Origin of the sequence: Cupriavidus sp. USMAHM13 (assembly GCF_001854285.1) — a bacterium.
GTDB classification, from domain to species: domain Bacteria; phylum Pseudomonadota; class Gammaproteobacteria; order Burkholderiales; family Burkholderiaceae; genus Cupriavidus; species Cupriavidus malaysiensis.
Genome location: NZ_CP017751.1, coordinates 3,561,003 through 3,577,377, shown reverse-complemented (window position 1 = coordinate 3,577,377; position 16,375 = coordinate 3,561,003). Strand labels below are relative to the sequence as shown.

At 69.7% G+C, this 16,375-nt stretch carries 19 protein-coding genes, 1 tRNA gene and 1 riboswitch; of the genes, 10 read left to right on the top strand and 10 right to left on the bottom strand.

Annotated features, from left to right (window positions below; translation table 11 throughout):
* Position 1 precedes the first annotated feature (1 nt).
* From BKK81_RS15795 to glyA, 7 genes are all read right to left on the bottom strand, one after another.
* The gene (locus tag BKK81_RS15795) at positions 2-472 is read right to left on the bottom strand and encodes a type IV pilin protein (protein WP_071014802.1); all 471 of its coding nucleotides are present in this window, start codon (positions 470-472) and stop codon (positions 2-4) included.
* A complete protein-coding gene (locus tag BKK81_RS36450; protein ID WP_071014799.1) occupies positions 469-2,172 on the bottom strand; it encodes a PilC/PilY family type IV pilus protein in 1,704 nt (567 codons plus the stop codon). Before BKK81_RS36450 ends, BKK81_RS15795 begins: the two co-directional genes overlap by 4 nt.
* Positions 2,169-2,807 (bottom strand): pilus assembly protein, encoded by a 639-nt coding sequence (locus BKK81_RS15785; protein WP_083384129.1) that lies wholly within the window; start codon positions 2,805-2,807, stop codon positions 2,169-2,171. Before BKK81_RS15785 ends, BKK81_RS36450 begins: the two co-directional genes overlap by 4 nt.
* Complete coding sequence (locus tag BKK81_RS15780) at positions 2,804-3,727, bottom strand: PilW family protein (protein ID WP_071014797.1); 924 nt, start codon at positions 3,725-3,727, stop codon at positions 2,804-2,806. Before BKK81_RS15780 ends, BKK81_RS15785 begins: the two co-directional genes overlap by 4 nt.
* An 83-nt stretch (positions 3,728-3,810) precedes the next feature.
* Positions 3,811-4,350: a hypothetical protein gene (locus BKK81_RS35445; RefSeq protein WP_071038072.1), complete on the bottom strand. Its 540-nt coding sequence runs from the start codon at positions 4,348-4,350 to the stop codon at positions 3,811-3,813.
* 381 nt (positions 4,351-4,731) lie between these two features.
* Positions 4,732-5,199: a transcriptional regulator NrdR gene (gene nrdR, locus BKK81_RS15770; RefSeq protein ID WP_071014786.1), complete on the bottom strand. Its 468-nt coding sequence runs from the start codon at positions 5,197-5,199 to the stop codon at positions 4,732-4,734.
* A 159-nt stretch (positions 5,200-5,358) separates the two neighbouring features.
* A complete protein-coding gene (glyA, locus tag BKK81_RS15765; protein ID WP_071014784.1) occupies positions 5,359-6,606 on the bottom strand; it encodes a serine hydroxymethyltransferase in 1,248 nt (415 codons plus the stop codon).
* Between the two features lie 119 nt (positions 6,607-6,725).
* Positions 6,726-6,826: riboswitch (ZMP/ZTP riboswitch) on the bottom strand.
* A 117-nt stretch (positions 6,827-6,943) separates the two neighbouring features.
* Between glyA and ybgC the strand changes: the two genes are divergently transcribed.
* The 10 genes from ybgC to BKK81_RS15715 all read left to right on the top strand — a co-directional run bounded on the left by ybgC (position 6,944) and on the right by BKK81_RS15715 (position 14,710).
* Complete coding sequence (gene ybgC / locus BKK81_RS15760) at positions 6,944-7,348, top strand: tol-pal system-associated acyl-CoA thioesterase (RefSeq protein WP_071016533.1); 405 nt, start codon at positions 6,944-6,946, stop codon at positions 7,346-7,348.
* On the top strand, positions 7,345-8,028 hold the full coding sequence (gene tolQ, locus BKK81_RS15755; protein WP_071014782.1) for a protein TolQ: 684 nt from the start codon (positions 7,345-7,347) through the stop codon (positions 8,026-8,028). The genes ybgC and tolQ overlap by 4 nt, the downstream gene beginning before the upstream one ends.
* Before the next feature lie 21 nt (positions 8,029-8,049).
* Positions 8,050-8,487: a protein TolR gene (gene tolR, locus BKK81_RS15750; protein ID WP_071014780.1), complete on the top strand. Its 438-nt coding sequence runs from the start codon at positions 8,050-8,052 to the stop codon at positions 8,485-8,487.
* Positions 8,488-8,543: 56 nt separating this feature from the next.
* Entirely contained in the window at positions 8,544-9,725 is a 1,182-nt protein-coding gene (gene tolA, locus BKK81_RS15745) for a cell envelope integrity protein TolA (RefSeq protein WP_071014777.1), read from the top strand.
* A gap of 199 nt (positions 9,726-9,924) precedes the next feature.
* A complete protein-coding gene (gene tolB, locus BKK81_RS15740) occupies positions 9,925-11,205 on the top strand; it encodes a Tol-Pal system beta propeller repeat protein TolB (protein WP_071014774.1) in 1,281 nt (426 codons plus the stop codon).
* 15 nt (positions 11,206-11,220) lie between these two features.
* Positions 11,221-11,733: a peptidoglycan-associated lipoprotein Pal gene (gene pal, locus BKK81_RS15735; RefSeq protein WP_071014771.1), complete on the top strand. Its 513-nt coding sequence runs from the start codon at positions 11,221-11,223 to the stop codon at positions 11,731-11,733.
* Positions 11,734-11,749: 16 nt separating this feature from the next.
* A complete protein-coding gene (gene ybgF / locus BKK81_RS15730; protein WP_071014769.1) occupies positions 11,750-12,511 on the top strand; it encodes a tol-pal system protein YbgF in 762 nt (253 codons plus the stop codon).
* Between the two features lie 177 nt (positions 12,512-12,688).
* Entirely contained in the window at positions 12,689-13,372 is a 684-nt protein-coding gene (gene queC / locus BKK81_RS15725; protein WP_071014766.1) for a 7-cyano-7-deazaguanine synthase QueC, read from the top strand.
* Positions 13,373-13,428: 56 nt separating this feature from the next.
* Positions 13,429-14,544, top strand: a complete 1,116-nt coding sequence (locus tag BKK81_RS15720) for a YeeE/YedE family protein (protein ID WP_071014764.1) — start codon at positions 13,429-13,431, stop codon at positions 14,542-14,544.
* A 90-nt stretch (positions 14,545-14,634) separates the two neighbouring features.
* Positions 14,635-14,710, top strand: a tRNA-Lys gene (locus BKK81_RS15715).
* A gap of 143 nt (positions 14,711-14,853) precedes the next feature.
* On the opposite strand, the gene BKK81_RS15710 is transcribed toward BKK81_RS15715, so the two are convergent.
* The 3 genes from BKK81_RS15710 to BKK81_RS15700 form a co-directional block, all read right to left on the bottom strand.
* The gene (locus BKK81_RS15710) at positions 14,854-15,345 is read right to left on the bottom strand and encodes a DUF3318 domain-containing protein (protein WP_071014761.1); all 492 of its coding nucleotides are present in this window, start codon (positions 15,343-15,345) and stop codon (positions 14,854-14,856) included.
* Positions 15,342-15,722 carry a phage holin family protein gene (locus BKK81_RS15705; protein ID WP_071014758.1) on the bottom strand — a complete coding sequence of 127 codons (381 nt, stop codon included), beginning with the start codon at positions 15,720-15,722 and terminating at the stop codon, positions 15,342-15,344. Before BKK81_RS15705 ends, BKK81_RS15710 begins: the two co-directional genes overlap by 4 nt.
* Positions 15,723-15,867: 145 nt before the next feature.
* Entirely contained in the window at positions 15,868-16,185 is a 318-nt protein-coding gene (locus BKK81_RS15700; protein WP_335582867.1) for a DUF883 family protein, read from the bottom strand.
* Positions 16,186-16,375: the final 190 nt, after the last annotated feature.

The window sequence follows — 16,375 nt, the reverse complement described above, 5'->3', positions numbered from 1 at the left end:
CTCAGCAGTCTCCAGGCAAGGGCTGAGGCGGTCCGGCGGCGCCGTCCTGCACCAGCCATTCGCCGGTGCTGCGCAGGATCAGCGTGCCGCAGCGGGGATCCGCCTGCATCGGTACCGCATGCAACTCCACGCAACGGTCGATGCCGGCCTGTGGGCAGGCGGCGGCCAGCAGCATGTGCCGCGCGGCGGCGGGCGGCGGCGGCACCGCGCGCGGCCATTGCCCCGCGACCGTTGCCGGCGCGTCAGGCGCAGCGTAGCTCGCCGTGGCGAGCGCGTGGCGTTCCAGTTCCAGCATGGCGGCGACGAGGGCAGCCTTGGCTTCCTGGCGGCGGCCCCGTTCGATGTGCTGCTGCCAGGCCGGCATCGCGATGGCCGCCAGCACGGCCACGATGGCCAGCGCGAACAGTAGTTCCAGCACTGTGAAGGCGGCCTGGCGGGGCCGTGCGGCAGGCCTGACCGGGTGGCCTCTCACGGCGCGGTCTCCACGGCCGGCGCAGGGATCAGCTCGCGCCAGCCCAGGCGCCCCTTGCGCCGGGAGGCATAGATGCGGTTCAAGGGGGTGGCATGGCCGCCGTCGATGGACCACAGGGTGTAGGCGGCATCTTCCCATTGCGGTGCCTCCGCCCGGGCGGGCGTATCGCCACGTCGCCGCGGCGCTGCCTGCGCGACCAGCAGGTGGGCATCCGGGCCGACGGCGCGGCCGGTCGTGTAATGCGCCGCGGCCTGTCCCGGTCCCAGGCTGCCGATCGACTCGCCGAGACCGGCGCCGACCAGGTAGCCGCGTGGTTGCCGGGCAGCGTCCACGGTGAGGATGGCGACATGGGCCGGTCCCGCCTTCAGCAGGTGCCGTACGCGTTCGCCGGGGTGCGGCAATACCAGTTGCCAGCCGGAAGCAGCGGATGCCGGGGTGCCGCCGGCGCGCCGCAGTACGCTGCCGGCGCCAGTCGTTTCGGCCAGCACTGTTGCGAGTGGCCGGGCTTCCTGCGCGGGTGTGCCCGTGTCGGCCACGGCGCGCACGGTGCTGCCGTGGCCGTAGACCACCAGAGGCCCGCTCGCGGTGGGGAAGATCAGCGGTGCAGCCGCGGTGCCCTGCGGCGCGAGCGGGTCAGCCGGGGCCGGCCGGGCATGCAGGCAGGCGGCAGGCTTGCCGGTGCCGGGCGTCTCGGCGACCGGCAGGTCCCATCGCCATAGCTGTGCTTGATCGTCCACCGCATACGCTGCCCGCGCCAGGCCGTCCGTGTCTTCCAGCACATCGGCGGCGAGGATGGCTGTGGCTTGCTGCCCGCCAGGGCAGGCCTCGCGCGGGAGGGGCAGGGTGAGGTCCGGCGCGCCCACGTCCAGTGGCAGCATGGCGAGGCCGGGACCATCGCCGCTGGCCGACGGGCCGGTCGTGGCCATCACGTGCCAGCGGGGCTGTTGCGGCTTGCCGAGGGCGAGCGCGCGCAGCGGCCCGGTGGCGGTCAATGCCAGCGCAGGCGAGGCGGCGCGTGCCAGCAGCACCGCGGGGGGCGGGCTGCCGGCGACGACGCGGGTGACATCGAGCACGTAGAGGGCGAGGGCGGCCGCCGGCGTACCACCGAGTTGCACGCTGCAAAGCAGGACGGTGCGCCAGGCACCGTCGAGCAGGCGGACGTCGGCGGCCTGCGGAGCCGGGCAGGGCGGGCCGCTCGGCGGCGCCTCCCCGGCGCCGGTGGTGAAGCGGGGTGGGGCGACCGCGGCAAGCACCGCGCCGGTGGCGGCGTCGAAGGCGCGCAGCCGGCCGTCGCCGGCGCCGAGCCAGACCAGGGCGGGGCGGTCGGCCTGGCGTGCCACGAAAGCGGCGTGTCCCTGCTGTCCCGGCAGCCAGGCGGGCGGAGGCAGGCTCACCGGTCGCGCAGGACGGCGCTCACCGGCTCCGGCCTGGCGCGGGACCGCTACCGTCACCCGCCAGCGGGCTGGCGCCGGCCCGGCCTTGTCGTCCGCAGGCAGGGCGCGCGCCGTCAGGCGTCCGTCCGCTCCTGCCAGGAACACCAGGCCGGCCGGCACCGCCGGCGTCGGCCGTCCGTCTGGGCCGGGGCCGGCGGTCGCGCGACAGGCCGGGGAGGGCAGGCAGGCCAGGCCGGCCGCCACGCCCAGCGCACCCAGCGTCGGCATGGCCGCCCCGACGAAACGCACGATGACGATGGCGCTCATGGCTGGAACTCGCTCTGCAGCACGGCGCGCGCCACGGCGCCGCGGCCCAGGCCGATGGCGGTAATGCGCAGGCGTGGCAGCGGGAGTGTCTCGCCGTAGCCGGAAGCCGGGGGGCTGTTTCCCGCGCTGTCGGGCAGGCGCTCGATCAGGTAGCGCGGCCGCAGGGTGACGCCGGCAGCCTCCGGCGGCAGCTGCGGCAATCGGTTGCCAGTGATGTCGCCGAAGCCGACGCCCATTTCGTGCAGGCCCTGGCCGGCCTCGAGCCAGGCCCGCCAGGCTGGCACGCCGCCGCGTTCGGTGCGGCACAGCCCTCGCAGCGGACCGCTGCCGCATTGTCCGGGGAGCGGCCAATCCGCCAGGCGTGTGCCGTCGCCGCTGGCCACCGCGCGCAGCGACTGGGCGATGTCGGCCTCGGCGTCGAGCAGGGCTGCCTCCGCCGCGTGCAGGGCGATCTCGCGCTCCAACTGCAGCGTGGCGAGTTGCCTGGCTGAAAGCAGGAAGGACAGCAGGGCGAGCGCGCAGCCTGCTGCCGATAGCAGCAGGACTGCCGTCGCCAGCAAGGTGGCGCCGCCGCGGTCGCACGCTCGGCATCGGCGCAGGGCCGGGCTGGGGTGGTGTCGAGGCGACGGGCTCATGGTGCGCCGTGCTCCATCGGGTTGCGCAGGCGGAAGGTGGCGGCGAAGACCTTGCGCACCAGTCCGTGACCATCGGCTGGCAGGAATACGGTGTCGCTACCGGGCGCGGCGGGCACGTCCTGCGGACGGCGCGGCAACAGGAGCAGGGGGGCGGCCGGGCCGGCGCCGGCCTGCGGCCGTTCGCCGCGCAGGACCATGGCCACCTGCACGGCACGTACCTGGTTCCAGGCGGCACCGCCGTCCTCGATCTCCGCGGCGGAAAGGAAGTCGTCGACGGCGCCGTCGCCATCGCGGTCCACGCCGTAGCGGAACTGCAGCGTTTCCACACCGCGCACGAGCGCGCCGGAGGTCCACGCGCCGGCCAGTGCCCGCCCGGCCCGCCGGCTGGGGTAGCGGCACAGCAATTGGGGCTCGCCATCGTTGCCGACGCCGAGATAGAGCAGGTTGGCCGCGGCATGTCCGGCGACCGGGGCACCGGCTTCGTCGACCGCCTGCATGGCAAGCGGGTAGCCGCCGCAGTCGGTCATGGTCCCGTCCGGGACGGTCGGGTCGCTGCCTTGCGCGCTGCCGCTCAGGCGAACCAGCAGGGCGTCGCTCGCGCCCGTGGCGCGCCGCCCGCAGGAAAGTGCCTGGCCGATCGCCGGCTGGCCGCAGTCGTCGCGCCCGCTGAGCACCGGCGGCGCGCCGGGTGGCAGCGCGGGGGCGTCGGCCGGACGCCAGCCGGCGTGGCGGACCAGGTGCGCCACGGCTGCCAGCGCGCGCTGGCCGCGTTCCTCGAGCAGGATGCGGTCCACCGCCAGCCGGTAGGCGGCCTGCAGCGCCTGGAAAGTGACGGCGGCCAGGCCCATCACCAGCAGGCCGAGTACCAGTCCGACCAGCAGCTCGACCAGCGACAGGCCGCGATATTGCCCGGTCCGCATGCCGTGCCCGCCGTGGTGGCGGCGCGCAGCGGGAGCCGGCGACGTCCGCGACCTGGCTTGGGAGTTTCGGCGGGCGCCGCCGGTCACGGACGGCTCCACAGCACGAGCGCCATATCCTGCGGCGCCAGGCCGGCGCGGGCCAGCCGCGCGACCGCCAGCCGGCGCCCGGCAGCGCAGCCGAGGCTGTCGAGGCGGTCGCAGGAGCGCAGCGCCAGTACGCCCGCGCCCTGGAGCGGGGGGAGTGCCCGCTCCGGCGCGTCGGCTTCGATCAGCTCGACCGCGGCGCGGGTGGCGGCGCCGAAGGCCTCGGCATGGCGCAAGGCCTGCAGTGCATGCGGCGAGAGCCCGGCGAGCGGCAGCATGGCCATGATGGCCAGGGCAAGCGCAGCCAGGCTTTCAGTCAGGACGTATCCGGGCCGCTTGCGTGGGTGCCGGCGGCATGGCAAGCGGCGCGCATGCGCGCCGGGGTGCGCTGGGGGCACCAGGTGGCGACGGCCGCGGCGGCCGGCCATCCCGCTGCGCCGGAACAGGCCTGCCCGGCCGCTGCGGATGGGGCGATAGCGGTGGCCGGCGCCGTCGGTGCCGCCGGGACAGTGGGTGCGGATGGGAGCAGGACCTGGCATGGCAGCCTCCGTCGATCTGGTTACCGGTCAGCATAGGGACTGGCTGCCGGACCGACGTGTCGGCCTGTCACGAGTTGGCGTCATCATGTTGCGCCCGCCGGCCTGTCGCCGAGGACCAGGATGCGATGGAGGCATGCCGGCAAGACCTGCCCCGGGTCGGCCGGTACACTACCCGGCATCCGCCACTTCAAGAACCTGGGCAGCGCCGGCAGCTACTCCGATGTCACGCATGGCGTGAACCGCAACTGCGTCAGCGCGGGCACGAGGTCAACACCTGCGCCGACGCCAGCCTGCCGGGCTGAAGCATCAACACCAGCCACGAGCCGGCGCTGGCGACGGCAGTCAGAAGCGTGAAGCGAAAGGGTTGAAGGGAGGCGGCGCTCAGGCCTTGCGGGCCGGGCTGGCGGAAATCTCTTCCAGCACTTCGCGGAATTCCGACACGTCCTCGAAGCTCCGGTAGACCGAGGCAAAGCGGATGTAGGCGATCTTGTCCAGCTTGCGCAGCTCGCGCATCACCAGTTCGCCGACCTGGCTGCTGAGCAGTTCCTTCTGGCCCAGCGACAGCAGTTTTTCCTCGATGCGGGTGATGGCATCGTCGATGGCCTCGGCCGAGACCGGGCGCTTGCGCAGCGCGGTGCGCATGGAGTCCTTGAGCTTGGCGCGGACGTAGTCCTCGCGCGAGCCGTTCTTCTTGACGATGGCGGGGAAGAACAGTTCGATGCGCTCGTAGGTGGTGAAGCGGCGGTCGCAGGATTCGCAGCGCCGGCGGCGGCGCACGGTGTCGCCCTCTTCGGACATGCGGGTGTCAAGCACCTGCGTGTTGGAATGACCGCAGAAGGGACATTTCATGCCTGACCACCTTGGGATGTATGGAGCGGCTGCGCCGGCCGTATTGTGATTCTGTCATGGCGCGCCCGCCTTGACGAGGGGCGGGCGGGCATGCCGGCTGCCGGCATGCCCGAGCCTGGCGCCGCCCGGGCGGGCGGCGGGGCAGGCGGTCTTAATGCCTCAACCGTAGACCGGGAAGCGCTTGGTCAGCGCGGCGACCTGCTCGCGCACGCGCGCGATATTGGCCTCGTCGTGCGGGTTGTCCAGCACGTCGGCGATCAGGTTGGCGACCTGGCGGGCTTCTTCTTCCTTGAAGCCGCGGGTGGTCATGGCCGGCGAGCCCAGGCGGATGCCCGAGGTGACGAAGGGCTTTTCCGGGTCGTTGGGGATGGCGTTCTTGTTGACGGTGATGTGCGCGTCGCCGAGGATCTTCTCGGCTTCCTTGCCAGTGATCTGCTTGGCGCGCAGGTCGACCAGCATCACGTGGCTCTCGGTGCGGCCGGAGACGATGCGCAGGCCGCGCGCGATCAGGGTCTCGGCCAGCACAGCGGCGTTCTTCACCACCTGTTGCTGGTAGGCCTTGAACTCGGGCGCCAGTGCTTCCTTGAAGGCCACGGCCTTGCCGGCGATCACGTGCATCAGCGGGCCGCCCTGGATGCCGGGGAAGATGGCCGAGTTGATGGCCTTCTCGTGCTCGGCCTTCATCAGGATCACGCCGCCGCGCGGGCCGCGCAGGCTCTTGTGCGTGGTGGTGGTGACGAAGTCGGCATGCGGCACCGGGTTCGGATAGACGCCGGCGGCGATCAGGCCGGCGTAGTGGGCCATGTCGACCATGAAGTAGGCGCCGATGGACTTGGCCACGCGGGCGATGCGCTCGAAGTCGATGCGCAGGGCGAAGGCGGACGCGCCGGCGATGATCAGCTTGGGCTTCTTTTCCTGGGCCAGTTTTTCCAGTGCGTCGTAGTCGATGTCTTCCTGGGCGTTCAGGCCGTAGCTGACCACGTTGAACCACTTGCCGCTCATATTGAGGGCCATGCCGTGGGTCAGGTGACCGCCTTCGGCCAGGCTCATGCCCATGATGGTGTCGCCCGGCTTCAGCACGGCGAAGAACACGCCCTGGTTGGCCTGCGAGCCGGAATTCGGCTGCACGTTGGCGGCTTCGGCGCCAAACAGTTGCTTGACGCGGTCGATCGCCAGTTGCTCGACGACGTCGACGTACTCGCAGCCGCCGTAGTAGCGCTTGCCGGGATAGCCCTCGGCGTACTTGTTGGTCAGCTGCGAGCCCTGCGCGGCCATCACGGCCGGCGAGGTGTAGTTTTCCGAGGCGATCAGCTCGATGTGATCTTCCTGGCGCTGGTCTTCCTTCTGGATGGCGGCGAAGAGTTCCGGATCGATCTGGTCGATCGTATAGCGGCTGCGTTCGAACATGGCGGGATTCGTCTTGAAAAGGGGATCCGACTTGGCTTCGGGGGTAGGGCGCGCGGGGGAAGGCACATGCGACCTGCACCGGCCTGGTTGCGGCCGGCGCAGGGCGCACCCTGCTTCCCATTCGCTGCCCAGGCGAGCGGCAGGCGTCTGAACTTCACGCCAGAGAACTTGCGCTTCCTCGTGGTAGTGCCCACTGACTTCGCCAGTCGCGCAAGATGGAATGGTTGGCGCGAGTCTACGCGAGCCTCGGGCCGGCCGCAAGCGGCGCGGCATGGCTGTGGCGGGCAGGCCAAGGGTTTACGTCAATGTCGCGCACGGCTCCGCTACAATCGCGGCCATGACGAACTTTGTCTGGACCCTGCGCGTGTATTGGGAAGATACCGACGCGGGCGGCGTAGTGTTCTACGCCAACTACCTGAAATTCTTTGAACGCGCCCGCACCGAATGGCTGCGGTCGCTCGGCATCGGCCAGCAGGCCCTGTCCGACGAGGCCGGCGTGGTCTTCGTCGTCAGGAGCACGGCGGTGGAATACAATGCGCCCGCCCGCCTGGACGACCAGATCGAGATCCGGACCCGGATTGAACGGGTCGGGCCGGCCTCGGTCCAATTCGCCCAAGAAGCGTGGCGCGGGGAGCAGCAGCTGGCGACCGGCGCCATCCGGGTCGGCTGTGTAGACAAGTCCACATTTCGACCCGCCCCCATCCCCGCCCCCGTCCTCGCAACTATCAAGACCGCCCGATGAATCCCGTGACCGTCTCGCAAGACCTGTCCATCGTTTCGCTGGTGCTGCATGCCAGCCTGCTGGCGCAGGCCGTCATGGCGCTGCTGCTGGTGATGTCCCTGTTCTCGTGGACCTACATCTTCCGCAAGCACATGGCGCTGCGCGCCGCGCGCAGCCAGACCGAAGGCTTCGAGCGCGATTTCTGGGCCGGCGGCGACCTGCAGGCGCTGTATAACAGCGCGGTCAACAACCGCCACAACACCGGGGCGCTGGAACGCATCTTCGAGTCCGGCATGGGTGAATTCCTGAAGGCGCGCGAGCGCAGCAACGACGCCGGAGCGCTGCTCGACGCTGCCCGCCGCGCCATGCGCGCGGCCTACCAGCGCGAGATGGATGTGCTGGAATCGCATCTTCCCTTCCTGGCCTCGGTCGGCTCGGTCAGCCCCTATATCGGCCTGTTCGGCACCGTGTGGGGCATCATGAACGCCTTCCGCGGCCTGTCCAATGTGCAGCAGGCCACCCTGGCCTCGGTGGCGCCCGGCATCGCCGAAGCGCTGGTGGCCACGGCCATCGGCCTGTTTGCCGCCATTCCCGCGGTGATCGCCTACAACCGTTATGCGACCGAGATCGATCGGCTGGCAATCCGTTTCGAGAGCTTCATGGAAGAGTTCCTGAACATCCTGCAGCGCCAGACGCGCTGATCGCCAGCAAGGAGCCAAGCTATGGCAGCCATCCAGCGTCGCGGCGGCTCGCGCCGCCGCGCCAGTGCCGAGATCAACGTCGTGCCGTACATCGACGTGATGCTCGTGCTGCTCGTCATCTTCATGGTGGCCGCGCCGATCGTGAGCCCGGCCGTGGTCGACCTGCCCACGGTGGCCAACGCCACCCCGCAGCAGAAGACGCCGCCCATCGTCGTCACCGTGCACGAGGACGGTGCGTTGAGCGCGCGCGGCCAGGACAGTGCCGGCAAGGCCTTCGACCGCAAGCTCGACAAGGCCGGCCTGATCGCCTTCGTCAACCAGCGCCAGGAAGAGAATCCCGACCAGCCGGTGGTGATCGCCGCCGACCGCTCGGTACGCTACGAGGCGGTGCTGGATGTGATGTCCGAGCTGAAGGCGGATGGCGTCAAGCGTGTCGGCCTGATGGTGAAGTCCAAGTAAGGCGTCCCGCCGGGACCCACTAACGTAACCCGCCTGCCGCGAGTGTCGAAGCGTCGATGAAGAAGGCCGCCTATCCATACCAGCCGGTGCGCGAGAAGGGGACCCTGCGTTCCTTCCTGCTGGCCCTGCTGATGCACCTGCTGCTGGGGCTGGTGCTGTACTACGGCGTGCACTGGCAGAGCAGCACCCCGGTCGGCTCCGAGGCCGAATTGTGGACGGCCGCCGACCTGGCGCCCGCTCCCGCACCCACGCCGGCACCGCCACCCCCGCAGCCCGTCACGCAGCCTGCGCCGGTTGCGCCCGCGCCGTCGGCACGCCAGCAGGCCGAGGAAGAGGCCGACATCGCCCTGCAGCAGCTCAAGCGCCGGCAGGCCGAGGCCGCGGCGCGCGAAGAGGCGCGCAAGCAGGCGGAACGGCGCGAGCGCCAGGCGCGCGAGGAGGCCGAGCGCCAGGCGGCCCAGCGCAAGGAAGACGAACGCCGCAAGGCGGCCCAGCAGGCGGCCCAGCTCGCGGCCCAGCAGGAGCAGCAGCGCAAGGAGCAGCTCAAGGAACAGCAGCTCAGGGCGCAGCAGCTGAAAGAGCAGCAGCTGAAAGAGCAGCAGCTGAAAGAGCAGCAGCTCAAGCAGCAACAGCTGAAGGAGCAGCAGCGCAAGGAGGCGGACGCCAAGGCGAAGGCCGACGCGGAAGCGAAGGCCCGGGCGGAAGCCGATGCCAAGGCCAAGGCGGATGCCAAGGCCAAGGCAGAGGCCAAGGCAGAGGCCAAGGCAGAAGCGAAGGCCAAGGCGGATGCCGAAGCCAAGGCCAAGGCAAAGGCCGACGCCGAGGCCAAGGCCAAGGCCGAGGCGGCCGCCAACGCCCAGCGCCGCGGCGAGCTGGCGCGCCTGCAGGCCATGGCGGCCGGTGGCGGCGGCGCTGGCGGAGGCGGGGTCGGCAGCCAGGCCGGCTCCGGTGCCGGCAGTGGCGGCAAGGCCTCGCCGGGCTATGCGGATCGCGTGCGCCGCCGCGTCAAGCCGAACATCATCTTCACCGAAGACGTCGCCGGCAACCCGGCCGCCGTGGTGACGGTGCAACTGGCGCCGGATGGTTCGCTGATGTCGGCCCGCCTCAGCAAGTCGAGCGGCAATGCCGCCTGGGACAACGCCGTGCTGCGCGCGGTCGAGCGTTCGGACCCGTTGCCGCGCGATGAGAACGGCAAGGCGCCGGGCAACTTCACCATCACTTTCCGTCCCAAGGACTGAGGCAGGCACGGCCCCCTATGATTTGCAACTTTGTGCAACTATCAATATCGGGGGTCTGTCCCATCGCTACCATTTCAGGTTGCCTGACGCAGCCCAACGCGAGCATGCGGTATATCGATGCCCGCGTGGTGCGCGCTACGCCGCGCCGTGCCGCCCGCCGGCCGCGCCCCATGAATCTAGATCTTGATTGAGGAGCAGCATGCGAAAGCTCTGGGCCCCCATCCTGCTGTCCGTGACGCTGGCGTTCACCGCCGGTGGCGCACAGGCGCAGCTCAATGTCGAAATCAGCGGGGTTGGCTCCAGCCAGTTCCCGGTGGCCACCGCCAACTTCCAGGGCGAGGCGCAGGCGCCGTTGAGCCTGACCGCCATCATCCGTTCCGACCTGCAGCGCAGCGGCCGCATCCGCAATGTCGATCCGTCCGGCGCCACCGTCGCCGAATCGGCGCAGGTGGACCTGGGCAGCTGGAAGACGCGCGGTGCCGATGCCTTCGTCGCCGGTACCGTGACCCCCACCGGCGGCGGCCAGTACGATGTGCGCTTCCGCCTCTACGACACCGTCAAGGGGCAGAGCCTGGGCGGGCTCGTCTTCAACGTCAACCAGGGCCAGCTGCGTGTCACCGCGCACAAGATCGCCGACTACATCTATGAGAAGCTGCTGGGCGAACGCGGCATCTTCGCCACGCGGCTGTCCTATGTTTCGCGCGTCGGCAACCGCTACCAGCTGCTGATCTCCGACTCCGACGGGCAGAGCCCGCAGGTGGCGCTGACCAGTATCGAACCGATCATCTCGCCCTCGTGGTCGCCCGACGGCCGCCGCGTCGCCTACGTTTCCTTCGAGTCGCGCAAGCCGGTGGTCTATGTGCATGACCTGGCCACGGGCCGCCGCTCCAAGGTGGCGGACTTCAAGGGCAACAACAGCGCGCCGGCGTGGTCGCCGGACGGCCAGCACCTGGCCGTGGCGCTGTCGCGCGACGGCAATACCCAGGTCTACCAGGTCAACGCGGATGGCACCGGACTCAAGCGCCTGAGCCGCAGCAGCGCCATCGACACCGAGCCGATGTACTCGCCGGACGGCCGCAGCATCTACTTCACCAGCGACCGCGGCGGCGGCCCGCAGATCTATCGCATGCCTGCCGACGGCGAATCGAGCGGGGCGGCCCAGCGCGTCACCTTCAAGGGCAGCTACAACGTCAGCCCGCGCATCTCGCCGGACGGCAAGCAACTGGCCTACATCACGCGCGCAGGCGGCTTCAAACTGCAGCTGCTGGATCTCGGTACGGGCGACGTGACCTCGCTCACCGACACCGGCAACGACGAGGCGCCGAGCTTCGCCGCCAACGGCAAGTACATTCTCTACGCCACCCGAGTCGGCGGTCGCTCGGTGCTGGCGGCGGTGTCCACTGACGGGCGTACCCGCCAGGTTCTGTCCCTCCAGTCCGGCGAAGTCCGTGAGCCGTCCTGGGGCCCATTCATGCAATAACAGGAGTGTTCTGCCATGTCCCAACTGATGACCAAGACCCTTGCCGTCGCCGCGCTGCTGGCGCTCGGCGCCTGCAGCTCGGGTGTCAAGCTCGATGACACCGCCAACGCCGGCGCCGGCAAGGGCGGTGCGACCACCGACGCGCGCGCCGTGGCGCCGGTCGACGTCTCGCGCGACGCGCTGAACGACCCGAACAGCCCGCTGGCCAAGCGCAGCGTCTACTTCGATTTCGACAGCTACTCGGTCAAGCCGGAGTACCAGGGCACGCTGACCGAGCATGCCAAGTACCTGGCGGCCCATCGTGACCGCAAGATCCTGATCCAGGGCAACACCGACGAACGCGGCACCAGCGAGTACAACCTCGCGCTGGGCCAGAAGCGCGCCGAAGCGGTGCTGCGCTCGCTGAGCTCGCTGGGCGTGCCCGACAGCCAGATGGAATCGGTCAGCCTGGGCAAGGAGAAGCCGAAGGCGACCGGCCACGACGAAGCCTCGTGGGCGGAAAACCGCCGCGCGGACATCGTCTACTGATCGGACGATCCACGCCATGAATGCACGCGTCTCCAAACTGTCCTGCCTGGCCGCGCTGTCCTGTGCCGGCCTGTTGTGCGCCACGGGCCCGGCGCACGCCGGCGTGTTCGACGATGACGAGGCGCGCCGCGCCATCGTCACCATGCGCGACCAGTTCAACGCCTTCCAGGCCACGGCTTCGCAGCGCATCGACCAGAACAGCCGCGTCCAGCTCGACATGCAGAACCAGCTCGAGAGCCTGCGCCAGGAAGTGGCGCGGCTGCGCGGGCAGAACGAGGTCTTGCAGAACCAGTTGGAGACGCTGCAGAAGCAGCAGAAGGACTACTATGCGGACCTGGATGCACGGCTGAAGAAGTTCGAGCCGCAGCAGGTGACGGTTGACGGCAGGGAAGGGCTGTCGCAGCCGACCGAGAAGCCGGAATACGACGCGGCGCTGCAGCGTTTCCAGGGCGGCGACTTCAAGGGGGCCGGCCAGGCCTTCGCCGCTTTCGCCAAGAAGTATCCGCAGAGTCCTTACCTGCCGCTGGCGCAGTACTGGCTGGGCAACTCGCTGTATGCGCAGCGCGACTACCGCGGTTCCATCAGCGTGCTGCAGAACATGGTGCAGGACAATCCTTCGCATCCCAAGGCACCGGATGCCCTGATCGTCATCGCCAACGACCAGATCGAGTCCGGCCAGAAAGCCGCCGGGCGCAAGACGCTGGAGCTGGTGGTGGCCAAGTACCCGGGCACCGAAGGAGCGCAGGTGGCCAGCAACCGTCTGAAGACGCTGAAGTAACCGTGTGGCGGCGGTGGCCGCCCGCAGTTGGACAAGCTGGACAGCCCGCGCCGTGCGCGGGCTTTTTTCTTGGGCAGGCGTTGCCGTGCGGGGCAGGGGCCGGCCCCGCCGAGGCAGGCTAAAATACCCGGTTACCCCAATTTCCCTAACCGGCGTGCCCAGCGCCGCGCAACCATCATGACCCAACGCGCCATCGTCCTGCTTTCCGGCGGCCTGGACTCCGCCACCGTGCTCGCCATGGCACGCGACCAGGGATTCGAGACCTATGCCCTGTCGATGCGCTACGGCCAGCGCCACTCCTCCGAACTGGAGGCGGCCAAGCGGGTGGCCGCCGCGCTCGGCGCCAAGCGCCACGAGATCATCGACCTGGACCTGCGCCGCTTCGGCGGTTCCGCGCTGACCGACGACGCGCTGGCCGTGCCGACCGATGGCGCCAGCGAGGGCATTCCCGTGACCTACGTGCCGGCACGCAACACCATCATGCTGTCGCTCGCGCTCGGCTGGGCCGAGGCGGTGGGCGGGCGTGACCTGTTCTTCGGCGCCAACGCGGTCGATTACTCCGGCTATCCGGACTGCCGGCCCGAGTACGTGGCGGCCTACGAGACGCTCGCCAACCTTGCCACCAAGGCCGGCGTGGAGGGGCAGCGTATCCATGTGCACGCCCCCATCATCGACATGAGCAAGGCCGACATCATCCGCGAGGGCATCCGCCTGGGCGTCGACTACGGCCTGACGGTGTCCTGCTACCAGGCGGACGACGACGGCCGCGCCTGCGGCGTCTGCGATTCCTGCCGCATCCGCCGCGCCGGCTTCGAGGCCGCTGGCGTGCCCGATCCCACCCGCTACCAGCAGGCCGGCTGAGACCGGCGCCGCGACTCTGATCCTACTGCTGCCACCCTCCGTGCGCCCCCACGCCAATGCCCGATATCGACATCCCCGCGCTTACGCACACGGTGCTGCTGAGCACCTTCGCCCTGACCTTCCTGTTCGGCGCCGTCCTGCAGCGCACACACTTCTGCACCATGGGAGCGGTCTCCGACGTGGTCAACATCGGTGACTGGAGCCGCATGCGCATGTGGGCGCTGGCCATCGGCGTCGCCATGATCGGTACCGGGGCGCTGGCCGCGGCCGGGCTGATCGACCCGACCAAGACCATCTACACGGCCAGCAAGCTGTCGTGGCTGTCGGCGCTGGCGGGCGGGCTGATGTTCGGCTTCGGCATGGTGCTGGCCTCCGGCTGCGGCAGCAAGACGCTGGTGCGCATCGGGGCCGGCAACCTGAAGTCGCTGGTGGTGTTCGTCTTCCTCGGCCTGTCGGCGCTGATGACGCTGCGCGGGCTGTTCGGCGTGGTGCGCGTCAACACCGTGGACGCGGTGGCGCTCGCCCTGCCCACGACCCAGGACCTGCCGTCGCTGCTGGCGCAGGGCAGCGGGCTGTCGCGCGGTGCGCTGCAGCTCGGCCTGGGCCTGGTGCTGGGGGGCGCGCTGTCGCTGTGGGCACTGGCCGGCAAGGGCTTCCGCACCTTTGACAACCTGCTGGGCGGCATCGCGGTCGGCTTGATCATCGTCGGCATGTGGTACGTGTCCGGCCACCTCGGCTATGTGTCGGAGGATCCCAATACCCTGGAGGAGCTGTTCATCGGCACCAACAGCGGCCGCATGGAGAGCCTCAGCTTCGTCGCGCCCTATGCCTACACGATGGACTGGCTGACGATGTTCAGCGACAAGAGCAAGGTGCTGACCGTCGGCATCGTCAGCGTGTTCGGCGTGATCGCCGGCGCCGCGGCCTACGCGCTGGCGACGCGCACCTTCCGCTGGGAAGGCTTCGCCGGTGCCGAGGATGTCGCCAACCATATCGTCGGCGGCCTGCTGATGGGCGCCGGCGGCGTGACCGCGCTGGGTTGCACCATCGGCCAGGGACTGTCAGGGGTGTCGACGCTGGCGCTGGGCTCCTTCATCGCGCTGGCCGGCATCCTGGCCGGCGCGATGCTGGCGTTCCGCTACCAGATGTGGCGCCTCGAACGGATGGTGTAATCAGCCTGTCATCGATCGATGGTTGTTGGCGGACTCTTTCTGTTGACAGTACGCCGGGCGCATGACTATAATCGCTGCTTCAGTTTTTTCGGGTCGTTAGCTCAGTCGGTAGAGCAGCGGACTTTTAATCCGTTGGTCGCGTGTTCGAGTCACGCACGACCCACCAGAATTGCAAAAAGCCCGTGGCGCAAGCCACGGGCTTTTTTGTTTGCGGTGCCAGGTGAAGCGGATCGTCGAATCGCGCGGATCGTCGAATGGTGGACCGTCGCGTCGCACATCGGCAGGGCAGGCGACCGCCTGCGCCTGCGCTCAGGGTTGCCGGCCCGGAGCCGGCGCGTCGGCCGGCGTTTCCGGGGCCGGGCTGCCGTCGGCATTGCCCTGCTGCCCTTCGCTCCAGCGCTGGTAGGCCAGGTAGCCGGCGCCGGCCAGCATGCCCACCTTGGACAGGTTCCAGGCCCAGCGCGCCAGCGGTGTCTTGCGCAGCAGCGGCAGGGCCAGCGAGACGGCCGAGCTCAGCAGCGGGTGGTCGCGCGCCACGCCCAGTACCTTGAGCACGGTCGGCGCGTTGCCGGTGCCGGGCAGCCAGTGGCGCAGGCGGGCCAGTCGTCCGGTGCTGCCGCGCACCTGGCTGACGGCCTGGGAGAAGTCATAGCGCTCGAGCGCGGCTCGGGTGAGCAGGAGTTCCTTGCGCACCGCCAGCGGCAGCTTGGCTTCGCGCGACAGGCGCACCGGGCGGGCGTGCGGCCGGCGCTCCGCTGCGGTGTTGCTGGCGGTGTCGGCCTTGTGGTCCGGTGCGCTCATTGGCGTAGCACCTCGCGGTCTTTGTCGATCTCGGCCAGCGTGGCCTCGAACAGCGGCGGCGCACGCCGCACGATATTGCGTGCCGCCAGCAGGCAGGCGGCACAGGCGGCGCCGTCGATCAGCACCAGTGCGCCGAGCGCCTGCCAGCGGTAGGTGTCCCAGAAGACGATCGCGATCAGCACGGTCAGCGTCACCATTGCCAGGCCGAAGAAGACCAGGCCGAAACAGGCGAGCAGGGCGACCCGCAGCAATCTTGCGCGCTCCTCGGCCAGCTCGACGCTGGCGAGTTCCAGGCGCGTCTGCAGCATGGCCACGACCGAGCCGGCCAGGTTGCGCAGCGACTCCAGGAATTTGGGTGGGGTGGGCGATTCGCTCATGCGCTCATGCGGATGGGGCGTGGCTACGTGCGCCCGGACCCGGCGCGGCCGGCCACGGGCAGGAAGGGCCGCGGGCGAGGCCCGTCGGCATGTGGATGGCGAGCCGCGGCCGCCGCCGCCCGGGGCGCGCCGCGGCCGCGCGTGATCACTTGCGGTTGAGCAGCAGGCCGATCAGCAGGCCGACGCCGGCGGCCACGCCCACGGCGCGCCAGGGATGGTCGTGCACGTAGTCGTCGGTGGCGCGGGCCGCAGCCTTGCTCTTGGTGACGACGGCATCCTGCAGGTCCTGCGCCTTTTCCTTCGCTTGCTTCAGCAGCCCCATGCCGCGTTCACGCAGCTCGGCAGCTTTTTCGCCAGTGGTCGAGGCCGCTTGCTTGAGCAGTTCTTCGGCATCGGACAAAACGGTCTTGACATCGCTCATCAGTTTCTCCTGTTTGCGGGCGGTTGGTACGGATATTGACATTGTGCCTGCCTCGCGCCGCCTTGGGCGGATTCTCGCGTGCTTCCTAGCATATGTGGCACCCCGGCGTGGTTTCAAGACCACGCGATGCGGGGTCTCGGCCCAGTGCTGCGCGCAGCACGGTGGCAGATGGCTGACACATGCCCTTATGCGCTGGAGTGATTTTGTCGTGACTTTATATTCGTTCGGGTTG

Excerpts from the sequence above, each read along its gene's own strand:
- BKK81_RS36450 (WP_071014799.1), bottom strand. The coding sequence starts at position 2,172 with ATGAGCGCCATCGTCATCGTGCGTTTCGTCGGGGCGGCCATGCCGACG.
- BKK81_RS15785 (WP_083384129.1), bottom strand. The coding sequence starts at position 2,807 with ATGAGCCCGTCGCCTCGACACCACCCCAGCCCGGCCCTGCGCCGATGC.
- BKK81_RS15780 (WP_071014797.1), bottom strand. The coding sequence starts at position 3,727 with ATGCGGACCGGGCAATATCGCGGCCTGTCGCTGGTCGAGCTGCTGGTC.
- BKK81_RS35445 (WP_071038072.1), bottom strand. The coding sequence starts at position 4,350 with ATGCCAGGTCCTGCTCCCATCCGCACCCACTGTCCCGGCGGCACCGAC.
- nrdR (WP_071014786.1), bottom strand. The coding sequence starts at position 5,199 with ATGAAATGTCCCTTCTGCGGTCATTCCAACACGCAGGTGCTTGACACC.
- glyA (WP_071014784.1), bottom strand. The coding sequence starts at position 6,606 with ATGTTCGAACGCAGCCGCTATACGATCGACCAGATCGATCCGGAACTC.
- ybgC (WP_071016533.1), top strand. The coding sequence starts at position 6,944 with ATGACGAACTTTGTCTGGACCCTGCGCGTGTATTGGGAAGATACCGAC.
- tolQ (WP_071014782.1), top strand. The coding sequence starts at position 7,345 with ATGAATCCCGTGACCGTCTCGCAAGACCTGTCCATCGTTTCGCTGGTG.
- tolR (WP_071014780.1), top strand. The coding sequence starts at position 8,050 with ATGGCAGCCATCCAGCGTCGCGGCGGCTCGCGCCGCCGCGCCAGTGCC.
- tolA (WP_071014777.1), top strand. The coding sequence starts at position 8,544 with ATGAAGAAGGCCGCCTATCCATACCAGCCGGTGCGCGAGAAGGGGACC.
- tolB (WP_071014774.1), top strand. The coding sequence starts at position 9,925 with ATGCGAAAGCTCTGGGCCCCCATCCTGCTGTCCGTGACGCTGGCGTTC.
- pal (WP_071014771.1), top strand. The coding sequence starts at position 11,221 with ATGTCCCAACTGATGACCAAGACCCTTGCCGTCGCCGCGCTGCTGGCG.
- ybgF (WP_071014769.1), top strand. The coding sequence starts at position 11,750 with ATGAATGCACGCGTCTCCAAACTGTCCTGCCTGGCCGCGCTGTCCTGT.
- queC (WP_071014766.1), top strand. The coding sequence starts at position 12,689 with ATGACCCAACGCGCCATCGTCCTGCTTTCCGGCGGCCTGGACTCCGCC.
- BKK81_RS15720 (WP_071014764.1), top strand. The coding sequence starts at position 13,429 with ATGCCCGATATCGACATCCCCGCGCTTACGCACACGGTGCTGCTGAGC.
- BKK81_RS15710 (WP_071014761.1), bottom strand. The coding sequence starts at position 15,345 with ATGAGCGCACCGGACCACAAGGCCGACACCGCCAGCAACACCGCAGCG.
- BKK81_RS15705 (WP_071014758.1), bottom strand. The coding sequence starts at position 15,722 with ATGAGCGAATCGCCCACCCCACCCAAATTCCTGGAGTCGCTGCGCAAC.
- BKK81_RS15700 (WP_335582867.1), bottom strand. The coding sequence starts at position 16,185 with ATGTCAATATCCGTACCAACCGCCCGCAAACAGGAGAAACTGATGAGC.